Below are 13,215 nucleotides of genomic sequence, written 5' to 3'. Positions count from 1 at the left end.
TGGCCACTGGATCGCAGCGCGGTGCGGTCGCATCCGGGGGATCGGCGACGCAATCGCAACGCCAGCGCGACCCGCGCAGGTCACTTCATTGGACTTTCCAATGCGACGCGTGCCCGGCACGAGGTTCTGACCGCTGGCAAGGTGCGTCGCGGGGGCTCACCAACGTGAGTTCCGAGTGAACTCATAACGAAAAGTTAACGGAAATTTACGCTTACTTACCGAGTCGTTAACCCTTCGCGCGGGTATGGCCGATAGGATGCCCCGTCCCCGCCGTGCAGGCCGCGTGAAGCCGCGGCGGGTGTCAGGACCCGCTTCGATCGTCGGTGTCGTTGGTCGACAGGAGCGTGACCGCCTCGCGCAGGGCCTGTTCGGCGTGTGGCGAAAGAGGACGTGACCTGGGCCTGGCCGGGGGAGGCGGCGAGGCGGGTCGGCTGGTGGTACGCACCACCAGCACCGTGACATCCAGCCCGAGGGAGCGGGCGGCTTCCAGGATCTGTGGACCGGCCAGCCTTGCACGGGCATGCCAGACCGCAGCTTCCACCAGCAGTACGAGCCTGCCACCGTCGACGTTGCCCAGCCGCGCATGCGCGGCCAGCGCCGGGGGAAGCAGGGGACGCAGTCGCCGGTCCAGGTCGTCGAGCCACAGTGCCCGACGCAACGGATCACCGGCCGCACCGCCCAGCAGCGTATCGAGCGCCGGCTGTGGGGTTTGCGGACCGGTTCTTGGTGGCTTTGAACGAACTCCGGACATGTGAAGCAATGACCTTGAACTCTTATACCCGGCAGGCGCGAGCCCGCATGATGCACTGGTTGCGGTGCACGCGTGCCCGGATCGCCCGCCGCCCGATGACCGCCGCCGCCGTGCTGGCCTGCTCGGGCCTGGTCCTCGGTGCCGGCGCCGCTGCCGGCGAGATCTCCCGCCTGAAGGCGGAAAACACCCGCCAGCAGGCGCTGATCGACAACACCCGCCAGGAGGCCCAGCGCGAGGTCAACGCGCTCGCCGCGCGTCTCGGCGAACTCCAGGCCCAGGCCAACCGCCTCAATGCGCTGGGCGAGCGCCTGACCCGCATCGGCAAGCTCGGCGAGGGCGAGTTCGACTTCACCACCGCGGTCGCCGTCGGTGGTCCGGGTCCCGTCCAGGACATGCCGGCCCGTGCGCTGCACGAGGGCATGGAGCAGGTGGACACCCAGTTCCGCACCTCGGGCGACCAGCTCTCGGTGCTCGAGGCGCTGCTGCTCGGCGAGGAGATGGAGCGTGCCGCGCTGCCCTCGCGCTCGCCGGTGGGCAGCAGCTATGTCACCTCCAGCTACGGCTACCGCGCCGACCCCTTCAGCGGCGGCCGCGCCTTCCACCGCGGCATCGACTTCAGCGCCCGCCTCGGCGATCCGGTGATGGCGGTGGCCGATGGCGTGGTCAGCTACTCCGGCCAGCGCTCCGGCTACGGCAACGTGGTCGAGGTCGACCATGGCAATGGTTACGTCACCCGCTACGCGCACAACTCGCGCAACACCGCGCGGGTCGGCGACCTGGTGCGCGCCGGCACCGAACTGGCGAAGGCCGGCTCGACCGGGCGCTCGACCGGCGTGCACGTGCACTTCGAAGTGTGGGAAGGTGGCCGCGTGCTCAACCCGCGGCAGTTCCTCGCCGACATGGGTGTCTCGCGCCAGTAGGACCCCAGGCGAACCGTGCGGAAGATCGTCCGGTTGCGACCCGCCACGTTCGAGGTATCTCCCGCCCGGCACCATCGCCCCTCTCCTGTTTACGCGAGAGAGGATGGGGTGAGGGCGGAGCTCGCCGCGCTCGTCCCAAGGTGCCCTCGCCAGTCGGGCCGGTGACTCGGTTTTCCTTGAAAGCCGCCGCGCGCGTCCCCACGCTACAATCCGCGTTGCCATGAGAAAGGGCGCCCCGCGCCCTTTTTTCGTTGCGGGCCGGCACGACCGGCCCGTGCCCCGAACCCCGAACCGGTACACCCATGCTCAACCGCCTGCTCACCAGCGTCTTCGGCAGCCGCAACGAACGTCTCGTCAAACAGCTCGACAAGGTCGCCCAGAAGGTCAATGCACTCGAGCCGGAGATGCAGAAGCTCACCGACGCCGAGTTGCAGGCCAGGACCCCGCACTTCAAGCAGCGCGTCGCCGATGGCGAGTCGCTCGACAAGCTGCTGCCGGAAGTGTTCGCGGTCTGCCGCGAGGCCAGCCGCCGGGTGCTGGGCATGCGCCACTACGACGTGCAGCTGATCGGCGGCATGGTGCTGCACATGGGCAAGATCGCCGAGATGCGCACCGGCGAGGGCAAGACCCTGGTGGCCACGCTGCCGGTCTACCTCAACGCGCTGGAAGGCAAGGGCGTGCACGTGGTGACGGTCAACGACTATCTGGCGCGCCGCGACGCCGCGCAGATGGGCAAGCTCTACAACTGGCTGGGCCTGACGGTGGGCGTGGTCTACCCGGGCATGCCGCACGGCGACAAGCACGCCGCCTACGGCGCCGACATCACCTACGGCACCAACAACGAATTCGGCTTCGACTACCTGCGCGACAACATGGCGCTGTCGAAGGCCGACCGCTACCAGCGCGGGCTGAACTACGCGATCGTCGACGAGGTGGACTCGATCCTCATCGACGAGGCGCGCACGCCGCTGATCATCTCCGGCCCGGCCGACGAGACCCCCGAGCTCTACATCAAGGTCAACCGCATCGTGCCGTCGCTGGTGCGGCAGACCGCCGAGGATGGCGAGGGCGACTTCTGGGTCGACGAGAAGCAGAAGCAGGTGCACATGTCCGAGGCGGGCCAGGAGCACGCCGAGGAACTGCTGCGCAAGGCCGGCATCATCGGCGAGGACGAGGGCCTGTACGACCCGCACAACATCCACGTCGTGCATCACCTCAACGCCGCGATGCGCGCACACGCGATCTACCAGCGCGACGTCGACTACATCGTGCGCGACGGCGAGGTGGTGATCGTCGACGAGTTCACCGGCCGTACGCTGCCGGGTCGGCGCTGGTCGGATGGCCTGCACCAGGCGGTCGAGGCGAAGGAAGGCGTGCCGGTGCAGCGCGAGAACCAGACGCTGGCCTCGATCACCTTCCAGAACCTGTTCCGCATGTACGGCAAGCTCTCGGGCATGACCGGTACCGCCGATACGGAAGCCTACGAGTTCCAGTCGATCTACGGGCTGGAAGTGGTGGTCATCCCCACCCACCGGCCGATGGTGCGCAAGGACCACCCCGACGCGGTGTTCCTCAACCGCGCCGGCAAGTACCGCGCCGTTGCCCGCGAGATCAAGGATGCCTACGAGCGCGGCCAGCCGGTGCTCGTCGGCACCACCTCGATCGAGGTCTCCGAACTGCTGTCGGCCGAACTGCGCAAGGACAACATCCCGCACGAGGTGCTCAACGCCAAGCAGCACGAGCGCGAGGCGCAGATCATCGCCCACGCCGGCCGCCCGAAGGCGGTGACCATCGCCACCAACATGGCCGGCCGCGGTACCGACATCGTGCTCGGCGGTTCGCTGGAAGCGGAGCTGCACGAGCTCGGCGAGGAAGCCGGCGACGAGCAGAAGGCGGCGGTACGCGCGGCGTGGCAGCAGCGCCATGACCAGGTGGTGGCGGCGGGTGGCCTGCACATCATCGGCACCGAGCGGCACGAGTCGCGTCGTATCGACAACCAGCTGCGTGGCCGCGCCGGGCGCCAGGGCGATCCGGGTTCCAGCCGCTTCTACCTGTCGCTGGAAGACAACCTGATGCGCATCTTCGCCGCCGACTGGGTGCAGAAGGTGATGGCGCGCATGGGCCTGCAGGAGGACGACATCATCGAGTCGCCGCTGGTCACCAAGCAGATCGCCAACGCACAGCGCAAGGTGGAAGCGCACAACTTCGACATCCGCAAGAACCTGCTCGACTTCGACGACGTCAACAACGACCAGCGCAAGGTGATCTACGGCCAGCGCGACGAACTGCTCGACGCCGACAGCGTCAAGGAAACCGTCGACGGCATCCGCGCCGACGTGGTGGCGGAAATCGTGGGGCGCTTCGTGCCGCCGGAATCGATCGACGCGCAGTGGGACCTGCCGGGCCTGGAAGCGGCGCTGGAAGCCGACTTCGGCCTGCGCCTGGACCTGCGCAGGCTGGTCGAGGAGGAGATCGACGCCGAGGGCATCACCGCGCACGTGCAGGAAGCGGTGGACGCGCTGTTCGCGGCCAAGGAGCAGCAGATCGGCAGCGAGACCATGCGCATGCTCGAGAAGCACCTGATGCTCAACGTGGTCGACCAGAGCTGGAAGGAGCACCTCGCGCGCATGGACTACCTGCGCCAGGGCATCTACCTGCGCGGCTACGCGCAGAAGCAGCCGAAGCAGGAGTACAAGCGCGAGGCGTTCCTGCTGTTCTCGGAAATGCTCGACAAGGTCAAGCGCGAGGTCATCGCCATGCTGGCGCGCGTGCGCGTGCGCAGCGAGGAGGAGATCGCGGCGATGGAGGCCGAGGAGCGTCGCCAGGTCGAGGCCAAGCTCAACCAGGCGCAGTTCCAGCATGCCGATGCCGGCGGCTACGGCGCCGACGAGGAAGCCGAGGCCGTGCAGCGTGGGCTTGCAGCGCAGGGTGGCGGCGTGGCGCAGGTGACCCGCGACGCGCCCAAGGTGGGCCGCAACGATCCCTGCCCCTGCGGCAGCGGCAAGAAGTACAAGCATTGCCACGGGCAGCTCAGCTGAGCTGAGCTGCCCGTGGTGCCGTCCGCGGAGCGGGCGGCAACCCCCAGGTCCGCGTTGCTGACCATGGGGTGCCACGACGTTGCTTCCGATCCCCGCGCCTTCGGCGCGCCCCCTTACCAAGGGGGCTCTCCACCAGTAGGAGCAGCGCACCGGCTCGCTCCCCGCCACTAGTGGGGCAGCTCATCAGCTGGTTCCCCAGCGTGTACGGGAAGGCCAAGACTGGCCCGTCAGGACGCAGCTGTCTGAACGCTTCTCCCGCCCGCGGGAGAAGGTGGCGCCCCGATGCACATCCCGCGCCGGATCCAGCACCGGAACCCTCGCCAACATTCACCACCGGCAGAACCGCAGTTCCCGATGATGTCGCCATGAGTGACGAAGACAACGCCCCCGTCGTCGAAGTGATGGCGGGTGTGATCACCGACCCGCGCGGGCGGGTGCTGCTGACCCGCCGCACCGAGGGGCGTGACCTGGCCGGCCTGTGGGAATTCCCGGGCGGCAAGCGCGAGCCCGGCGAGACGCCGGAGCAGGCGCTGGTGCGCGAGCTCGACGAAGAGCTGGGCATCCGCGTCGACGTCGGCGCACCGCTGATCAGCGTGCCGCAGCGCTACCCGCACAAGCGCCTGCGCCTGGACGTGCGGATGATCGATGGCTGGCGCGGCACGCCGAAGGGACACGAAGGCCAGGCGATGGCCTGGGTGCCGCAGGACAAGCTCGAACGCTACATGATGCCGCCGGCCGATCGCCCGGTCGTGGCGGCGTTACGCCAGCCGGACCGTTACGCCGTCACGCCGCCGCCTGCGGAAGACGAACGCGACGAGGACTGGCTGGCCGGCGTCGAGCGGCTGCTTGCCGATGGCGTCCGCCGGCTGCAGCTGCGCCTGCCCGGCGTCGCGCCCGAGCGACGCGAGCGGCTGGTGGCCGCGGCGGCACTGCTGGCACGCGCGGTCGACGCCGAGGTGCTGGTCAATGGCGATGCCGTGCTGGCGGCCGAGCACGGCTGCGGGCTGCACCTGCCTGCGGCCCAGCTGATGGCCTGCGAAACACGCCCGGTGGCCGAGGAGATTCCGTTCGGTGCTTCCTGCCACGACATCGCCCAACTGCGCCACGCGCAACAGGTGGGTTGTGATTTCGTCGTGCTCGGCCCGGTCGCGGCGACGGCGAGCCACCCGGAGGCCACCGGGATCGGCTGGGAGGCCTTTGCGGCGATGCGCGAGGAGGTGTCGCTGCCGATCTACGCGATCGGTGGCCTGGGCCCCGGAGACATCGGGATCGCACGCACGCATGGCGCGCAGGGCATCGCCGCGATCCGGGCGCTGTGGGCTGCGCACGAGCCCAGCCCGCCACGGCGGCGGGTGCGCGGCCAGGCACGCCGCCTGCTGGGCATGGGTGCGGGGCACGGCAGTGTGTAGCGGTTGCGCACCCTGACCAGGAACGCCCGGGGACTGGCGCGCCGGGCGCGAGAAGGGGTGTGCGGTTGACGGCCCAGAACCACCTTGCAGCCAGCGTCCGCAGGCCTACGATCTGGCCAACGTGGCCCGGAGACCCTGTGACGGCGCCTCCGGACCACCAGAGCGCCGCGACAGCCGTCGGCGGCGATCATCCACCTGCTTCGATCAGGCGGCCTGTTCGGCGGCGCGCTGGTTGCCACCCTGCTCGGCGAGGATGGTGAGCTTCTCGTCGGTCGCCTTTTCTTCCTCGAGCGTTTCCAGCAGCAGCGGCAGGGCGTCCTTGTAGCCGAGGCTCTTGGCCATCGCGCACAGCGTGCCGTAGGCGGCGATCTCGTAGTGCTCGGCCTTCTGCGCGCCGCCGATCAGCGCGGCGTCGCGCAGCGGGCCGGCGTCGATGGAGTCGATGATCTCCTTGGCCTCGTCGACCAGGCCTTCCATCGCCTCGCACTTGATGCGCTTGAGCTTGACGCCCAGCACTTCGGCCACCTGCTCCAGGCGTTCGACCTGTGCTTCGGTCTCGGTCAGGTGCGCCTCGAACGCGGCCACGAGGCCTTCGTCGGTGGCGGCCTTGGCCAGCCGCGGCAGCGACTTGGTCATCTGCTTCTCGGCGCTGTAGGTATCGGACAGTTCGTGGATGAAGAGGTCTTCAATCGTCTTGATCGCCATCGTGTGACTCCTGGAGTGAGGGGGCCGGAACCGGTCCACGGGCGGGCGGGGTGGACGCTCGTCGCGTCCGGTGGCAGGCGCGGTGGCGGCGGATGTGCCGTCTCCGCGACGCCGCGGTGGCCGCCGCTCAGCGTGGATGCCAGACCGTAGACAGCGCCCCGTGAGCGTGGCGCATAGGGAAACCGGGTGCTGCGCAAGCACCCCGGCGTGCACGGACGTGGGCCCCGGGCCCCCTGCGCGGGCTCAACGATGGCCTGCGGCCAGGCGCCGGTAACGCGTATCCAGCGCCGCGACATGGCCGTCGAGCGCGTCCAGCGGGCCGTCGTTGTAGACCACGTCGTCGGCCAGCTCCAGCCGCGTCGCGCGGTCCACCTGTGCCGCCAGCATGCGGCCGGCAAGCGCCGCATCGATGCCGTCGCGCTGCTGCAGGCGTGCCAGCTGCACCTCGCGCGGCACGTCCACCACCAGCACCCGGTCGATCCACGGGTAATGCCCACGCCCGCCTTCGGCCAGCAGCGGAATCGCCGCGATCGCGTAGGGGCCGGGCGCGGCTTCGCAGGCGCGACGCAGGCGCAGGCGCACCTGCGGATGCACGATGGCCTCCAGGCGCCGGCGCGCGTCGTCATCGGCGAACACGATCCGCCGCATCCGCGCACGGTCGAGGCTGCCGTCGGCCTGCAGCACCCGGCTGCCGAAGGCATCCACGACCGCGGCCAGGCCTTCGCTCCCCGGCGCGACGGCGTCGCGGGCGGCGATGTCGGCGTCCGCCACCGTCATCCCGTGCGCCGCGAAACGGCGTTCCACCTCGCTCTTGCCGGAGGCCACGCCGCCGGTCAGCCCGACCACATAGGTGCTCATGCCTCGTCCCCGGTTGGCGATGCATCGTCCTGCACGAACAGGCCGGCGTCGTCGCGCAGCACGCGGATGCTCTGCGCCATCGGTGCCAGCCGGATGCCTTCCTCGCGCAGCCGGCGCAGCAGGGTGAACAGCAGTTCGCTGCGAACGCCGCCGGCCGTGCGCGGAGAGTCGGTGAACCCCACCGCGGTCACGCTGATGCCGGTTGCGGCGATGCCGTCGAGGGTCTGCGACGGCGCGGGGTCTTCGAGCACCGCCGGATGCGCGGCAAACGTCTCCAGCAGGATCACGCGCAGGCGGTCGACGTCGGTATCCAGCGGCACCGGGAACTGCAGCAGCACCCGGCCCAGCGGGTTGGCCAGGGTCATGTTGCGCAGCGGTTTGGTGATCAGTTCGGAGTTGGGCACGATCACCGTGGAGCGGTCGGCCACGCGGATCTCGGTGGCGCGCACGCTGATGCGCTGCACGTCGCCCTCGAAATCACCCACCCGCACCCAGTCGCCGATCTTGACCGGTCGCTCGGCCAGCAGGATCAGCCCGGAGATGAAGTTCTGGGTGATCGCCTGCAGGCCGAAGCCGATGCCCACCGACAGCGCACCGACCACCAGGCCGATCTGCTGGATGCCGATGCCCAGCGCGGCCAGCCCCAGCGCCAGCACCACGGTGATGCCGAAGTACCGCGCGACGGTCGCCACCGAGTTGCGCGAGGCGGCGTCGAGGTCGGTGGCGGGCAGGAAGCGCTCCACCAGCCAGCCGTGCAGGGCCTGCACGGCCATCCAGCCACCGCCGAAGATCAGCACCGCCCTGAGCACGCCGCCGGGCGAGATCACCACTTCGCCGATGCGCAGGCCCGCACGCGCGGCCGCCACCAGCTCGCGCCAGCCGGAGAAACTGGTGCCCAGCGGTGCCAGCACCAGCGCGATCGCGACCAGCACCAGCAGGGCGCGGGTCACGGCGGAGACGATCAGCCCGGCCTGGCGCAGCCGGTGCGGGCGGATGCCGGTGGCGCGCGCGGTGGCGGTGCCCAGCCGGCTGCCGTCGCCAAACAGCACGCCGCACAGGTCGTCGATGCCGATCCACGCCAGGTACAGGCCCATCGCCACCACGCCCACCCACACCACCTCGCGGCCGATCAGCAGCGCGAACTGGAAATAGCCCAGCACCAGCGCCACCAGCAACGCCAGTACCGCCAGCCGGATGGCCCCCAGCAGCGCCCGCACCCAGGCGGCGACCGCCACGGTATCGGTGCCGCCGGGCCCCAGTGGCAGGCGCCGGCGCCGCACGCTGATCGCGAGCAGCGCATAGCTCAGCGCCACCGCGCCGGTGACGGTGGCGGCGAGCGCGGCGTGCGCATTGATCGCGACCATCACCCCTTCGACCACCCGGTCGACGAACACCAGCCCGCCGGCCAGCCACGGATACGGCCGCAGGCTGCCCACCATGTCTTCCGACAAGGGTGGCAGGCGCCACTCGGGGCTGGCGCGCATCAGCAGGCTGTTGCCCAGGCTCGCCACCAGCGCGCCGTACACCGCGGCGGCCACGATGGCGTTGGCGAGCTGCTCCATCACCGCCACCGGCGGGTCACCCCAGCGCAGCAGGTGCGACGCCAGCCACGCCGCCAGGCCGATGCACAGCATGCTCGACAGCACCAGCCAGGCCGCCAGCGCGGTGCGGCGCAGGCGGCTGTCGCCGGGGGTGTGGCGCAATGCGAAGCGGCGACCCGCGCGGCGCAGCACGCGGCGCAGCGGCCACGCCAGCACGATGGCCAGCGCCAGGACGCCGACCGCCACCGGCAGCCCGAAGCGGGCGATGCCATCGCGCACGCTGCGCTCCAGCAGGCCCAGGAACGCCAGCACGCGCTGGCGGTCGCTGGGGAAGTCCTCCGCGACCGCATGCCACAGCCGCGGCGTCAGCGGCGAACCGTAGCGCTGCGACAGCTGCTCGCCGAGCTGGCGGCCCTGGGTGGCGGTGATCTCCTCGCGCACGTCGCGGATGTCGATGCCGAGGAGCCGCCCGCGCTTGACCGCGCCATCGAGCACCGAAACGCGCGCCGCAAGCTCGGCACGGCGTTCGCGGATCCCGGCATCCTCGCCGGCGGCGTCCTCCGGAATCGGCCCCAGTTCGTCGAGGCGGCCCTGCACGCGGGCGAGTTCGGCTTCCAGCGTGCGTACCGCATCCTGCACGCGCACGTCGAGTGCCACCGCGGCATCGCGCAGCTGCACGAAGCCGGCGGTGTCGGTGGTTTCGCCCAGCCGCTCGCGCAGGGCCAGGAGTTCGTCGTCGGCCGTGTCGAGCGTGGCGGTCGCCGCCTCCGCGGCCGGGACGGGGGCCGTGGGTTCCGCCACCGGCTGTGCGAAGGCCGGCGCCATCAGCAGCAGCCAGAGCAGCACCATGGCGATACGCGCGGCCAGCGGATGCGACAACGCCCCGCGTTGCGTGGAGCGGGCAGAACTGCAGCGGAACCTGGGCGCTGGCGTCATGCGGACCGTTCGGACAGGAGTCGGCCGCCATTGTCGCCGCCGCAGGCGTGATGTCCACGTGTCAGGTGCAGGCGCCCTCATCCGCGCTGTTCGCCGACATGTCCAATCGTGGCCGACGGCGCTACTCCGCGTCGGACCAGCGTGACAGGTCCTGGGTGATGCGGTCGATATCGGCCCACGGGTGCTTGCGGCGACGACGCAGCAGCGCCGGAACCTCGTGGATGGTGAAGGCATCGGCGCGCTTGAGCTTCGACAGCTCGCTCCATGCCAGCGGCAGCGCCACCGGTGCGCCCGGCCGGCCGCGCAGCGAGTACGAGGCCACCGCCGTCGCGCCGCGGCCATTGCGCAGGTAGTCGACGAAGATGCGCTTGTTGCGCAGGCTCCTGGTGGCGGTGGCCAGGAAGCGGTCCGGCAGCGCACGCGCCAGCGCATCGGCGAAGCCATGTGCGAAGCGCTTGGTGAGGTCCCAGTGGCAGCCCGGGTTGAGCGGCACCACCACATGCAGGCCCTTGCCGCCGGACACCCGCAGGAAGGATTCGAGTTCGAGTTGCGCCAGCAGCTTGCGGATGTCGACCGCGGCCTTCCTGACCTCGGCGAAGGGCACGTCGGGCCCGGGGTCGAGGTCGAACACCACGCGATCGGCGATGTCGGGTTCGGCCGCGTGCGAGCCCCAGGGATGGAACTCGATCGCGTTGAACTGCACCAGCTCCATCAGTGCGGCCTCGTCCTCCACCACCAGGTAGTAGGCGTTGACGCCGCTGTCCTCCTTCAGCCGCACCGACGAGACCAGCTCCAGCCCGGCGGTGTGGTGCTTCTGGAAGAAGCAGGGGCGCTCGACGCCACTGGGGCAGCGGATGATCGACAGCGGCCGCCCGGCGATCTCCGGCAGCAGGTGGTCGGCCACCGCGGCGTAGTAGTCCCACACGTCCTTCTTGGTTGCGCCGATGTCGGGAAACAGCACCTTGGTCGGGCTCGACAGCCGCGGCGGCGTGCGTGCGGCGGCGGGCGAGGGGGCCGCCGCCGCGCTGGACTTCGCGGCCGCCGCGCGCTTCGTCGACTTTTTCGCAGCCGACTTTCCTGCCGCAACCCTGGTCGGGGCGGCCTTCGTAGCCTTCCCTGCAGACGCTTTCGTGGCAGCCGCCTTCGTCGCGGCCCTGCGCGCGGTTTTCACCGCCTTCTTCGCCGGCTTGCCAGCCCCCGGCCCGCGATCGGAATCGGCGAGGTCGTCCACCGACTTGTCCCAGCGCACCGCCTTCAGCGACGGCTGCCGCAGCAGCTCCTGCCGCCCGATGCCGCGGTAGAACACCTCCACCACGAAGCACGGCTCGAACCAGGTGGCGGTGCGCAGGTCGGTGTCGGTGGTGCCCACATGCACGGTGGGCTTGCGCGCGCCGCCCTTGCCGAGTTTCGCGGTGACCTCGCGCATCAGCGTGTCGTTGAAGCCGCTGCCCACGCGTCCGGCATACAGCCAGCCATGCTCCGCATCCGGTTTCGCCAGCAGCAGCGAGCCGAAGCCGGTGCGGCTGCCCTTCGGCGCGGTGTAGCCGACCACCGCGAACTCATCGCTGGCCAGCAGCTTGGTCTTGCGCCAGTCGTCGCTGCGGCCGCCGTGGTAGGGGCGGTCGATGCGCTTGGAGATGATGCCCTCGAAGTGGGTGTCGCCCGCCAGCTTGAACGCGGCGTCGCCATCGCCTTCGATATGCGAGCTGTAGGCGAGGTGCGGCGGGGCACCATCCAGCAGCTCCTGCAGCAGGGCCTTGCGTTCGCGCAGCGGTGCGGCGGTGACGTCCACGCCATCGAGGTGCAGCAGATCGAACAGCGCGAACGCCAGCGCCCCCTGGCGTTCGCCCGAAAGCGTGGACTGCAGCAGGTTGAAGTCTTCCCTGGTGCCCTTGCCGGCGATGAGCTCGCCATCGAGCGCACCGGACTTCAGGCCGAGCGCGGTGATGGCGTCGCGGATCTCGGGGATCCTGTCGGTCCATTCCAGCGCATTGCGCGACCACAGGCGGACCTCGCCGTCGGCGATCGTGGCGAGGATGCGGTAGCCGTCCCATTTGAGCTCGTGCAGCCACTGCTCGCCCCTGGGCGGGGCATCGCCGAGCTTGGCCAGCTGCGGCTGGAACGGCCCGGTGGGCGCGTCGGCGCGCTTGGCACCGTCGAGTGCCAGCGCCTTCTTCGCCCAGTCCTTGCGGCGCCGGCGCGTCGGGGTGGGCGCGGTGGCGAGCTTCTTCTTGACCGCCTTGCCGGCGCCTGCGCGTTTCAGGTCCGCCGCCGGTGGCGGGGTGACGTCGGCCAGCAGGTCGTCGGCCTCCAGCGTGCCGGCGTAGGCATCCTTGTCCTTGAACAGCAGCCACTGCGGCTGCCGCGCCGGCTTGCCGGAGCGCACCAGGTGCCAGCCGCCCTTGAGCTTGTCGCCGAACAGCTCGAAGCGCAGATGCCCCTTGGCCAGCTGCTCCTCGGGATCGCCGCGGGTGGCCCAGACCCCGTGGTCGAAGCGCGCGACATGGCCGCCGCCGTACTGGCCCTTGGGAATCTCGCCCTCGAAGCCGGCGTAGTCGACGGGGTGGTCTTCGACCTCCACCGCCATCCGCTTGACGTCGGGGTCGTAGCTCGGGCCCTTGGGCACCGCCCAGCTCTTCAGGGCGTCGCCGACCTGCAGGCGGAAGTCGTAATGACGACGGCTGGCGTGGTGCAGCTGCACCACGAAGATCGCGCGCCTGCCCTTGGGCACCGGCTTGCCGGGCTCCGGCTCACGGGTCTTATCGAAACTCCGCTTGCGGCGGTAGTCGGCCAGGCTCATGCCGGCGCCGCGGCGTTACTGGCCGAGGTGGCGACGCACCGCGTCCGCGGTGGGGCCGACCGCGTCCACGGCCTCCTGCAGGCGATCACGGCTGACGCCCAGCGCCTTGGTCCAGTACTGGACTTCGTAGTCCTCGCTCATGTTGATGCGGTCGCGGTCCGGGCTGCCGGTCTGGGTCTTGTCGTCGGCCATGGGCTGTCTCCAGGTGAGGGTGGCCACACCGTGCGATGGCCTTTGTGGTGCCGCCGTGAACCGGC

At 70.3% G+C, this 13,215-nt stretch carries 8 protein-coding genes and 1 pseudogene; 3 read left to right on the top strand and 6 right to left on the bottom strand.

From position 1 onward, the window contains the following. Positions 1-301: 301 nt before the first annotated feature. The gene (locus LDO11_RS12120) at positions 302-751 is read right to left on the bottom strand and encodes a DciA family protein (RefSeq protein ID WP_129136710.1); all 450 of its coding nucleotides are present in this window, start codon (positions 749-751) and stop codon (positions 302-304) included. Positions 752-759: 8 nt separating this feature from the next. Here LDO11_RS12120 and LDO11_RS12115 point away from each other — a divergent pair, with 8 nt between their 5' ends. The 3 genes and pseudogenes from LDO11_RS12115 to LDO11_RS12105 form a co-directional block, all read left to right on the top strand. Continuing rightward, the gene (locus LDO11_RS12115) at positions 760-1,671 is read left to right on the top strand and encodes a M23 family metallopeptidase (RefSeq protein WP_435574638.1); all 912 of its coding nucleotides are present in this window, start codon (positions 760-762) and stop codon (positions 1,669-1,671) included. A gap of 302 nt (positions 1,672-1,973) precedes the next feature. Beyond that, positions 1,974-4,709: a preprotein translocase subunit SecA gene (secA, locus tag LDO11_RS12110; RefSeq protein ID WP_232141774.1), complete on the top strand. Its 2,736-nt coding sequence runs from the start codon at positions 1,974-1,976 to the stop codon at positions 4,707-4,709. Positions 4,710-5,074: 365 nt separating this feature from the next. After that, a pseudogene (locus LDO11_RS12105) lies at positions 5,075-6,028 on the top strand (Nudix family hydrolase); the annotation flags it as partial. A 294-nt stretch (positions 6,029-6,322) separates the two neighbouring features. Here LDO11_RS12105 and LDO11_RS12100 read toward each other — a convergent pair. From LDO11_RS12100 to LDO11_RS12080, 5 genes are all read right to left on the bottom strand, one after another. Next, positions 6,323-6,823, bottom strand: a complete 501-nt coding sequence (locus tag LDO11_RS12100) for a YciE/YciF ferroxidase family protein (RefSeq protein ID WP_232141773.1) — start codon at positions 6,821-6,823, stop codon at positions 6,323-6,325. Positions 6,824-7,066: 243 nt separating this feature from the next. Beyond that, positions 7,067-7,681 (bottom strand): dephospho-CoA kinase, encoded by a 615-nt coding sequence (gene coaE / locus LDO11_RS12095; protein WP_232141772.1) that lies wholly within the window; start codon positions 7,679-7,681, stop codon positions 7,067-7,069. Beyond that, positions 7,678-10,101 carry a DUF3772 domain-containing protein gene (locus LDO11_RS12090; protein ID WP_232141771.1) on the bottom strand — a complete coding sequence of 808 codons (2,424 nt, stop codon included), beginning with the start codon at positions 10,099-10,101 and terminating at the stop codon, positions 7,678-7,680. The genes coaE and LDO11_RS12090 overlap by 4 nt, the downstream gene beginning before the upstream one ends. Before the next feature lie 178 nt (positions 10,102-10,279). After that, the gene (ligD, locus tag LDO11_RS12085) at positions 10,280-12,958 is read right to left on the bottom strand and encodes a DNA ligase D (RefSeq protein ID WP_232141770.1); all 2,679 of its coding nucleotides are present in this window, start codon (positions 12,956-12,958) and stop codon (positions 10,280-10,282) included. Positions 12,959-12,973: 15 nt separating this feature from the next. Next, positions 12,974-13,150, bottom strand: coding sequence for a DUF3606 domain-containing protein (locus LDO11_RS12080; RefSeq protein ID WP_129136703.1), 177 nt, complete (start codon positions 13,148-13,150; stop codon positions 12,974-12,976). Positions 13,151-13,215 lie beyond the last annotated feature (65 nt).

This window comes from Alterluteimonas muca (genome assembly GCF_021191595.1).
Taxonomy (GTDB): domain Bacteria; phylum Pseudomonadota; class Gammaproteobacteria; order Xanthomonadales; family Xanthomonadaceae; genus Luteimonas; species Luteimonas muca.
The sequence above is the reverse complement of the archived record's forward strand: the minus strand, read 5'-3'. Positions and strand labels throughout refer to the sequence as shown.

Bases quoted from the DNA above. Each gene is read 5' to 3' on its own strand.
- LDO11_RS12120 (WP_129136710.1), bottom strand. From the start codon at position 751: ATGTCCGGAGTTCGTTCAAAGCCACCAAGAACCGGTCCGCAAACCCCA.
- LDO11_RS12115 (WP_435574638.1), top strand. From the start codon at position 760: ATGACCTTGAACTCTTATACCCGGCAGGCGCGAGCCCGCATGATGCAC.
- secA (WP_232141774.1), top strand. From the start codon at position 1,974: ATGCTCAACCGCCTGCTCACCAGCGTCTTCGGCAGCCGCAACGAACGT.
- LDO11_RS12100 (WP_232141773.1), bottom strand. From the start codon at position 6,823: ATGGCGATCAAGACGATTGAAGACCTCTTCATCCACGAACTGTCCGAT.
- coaE (WP_232141772.1), bottom strand. From the start codon at position 7,681: ATGAGCACCTATGTGGTCGGGCTGACCGGCGGCGTGGCCTCCGGCAAG.
- ligD (WP_232141770.1), bottom strand. From the start codon at position 12,958: ATGAGCCTGGCCGACTACCGCCGCAAGCGGAGTTTCGATAAGACCCGT.
- LDO11_RS12080 (WP_129136703.1), bottom strand. From the start codon at position 13,150: ATGGCCGACGACAAGACCCAGACCGGCAGCCCGGACCGCGACCGCATC.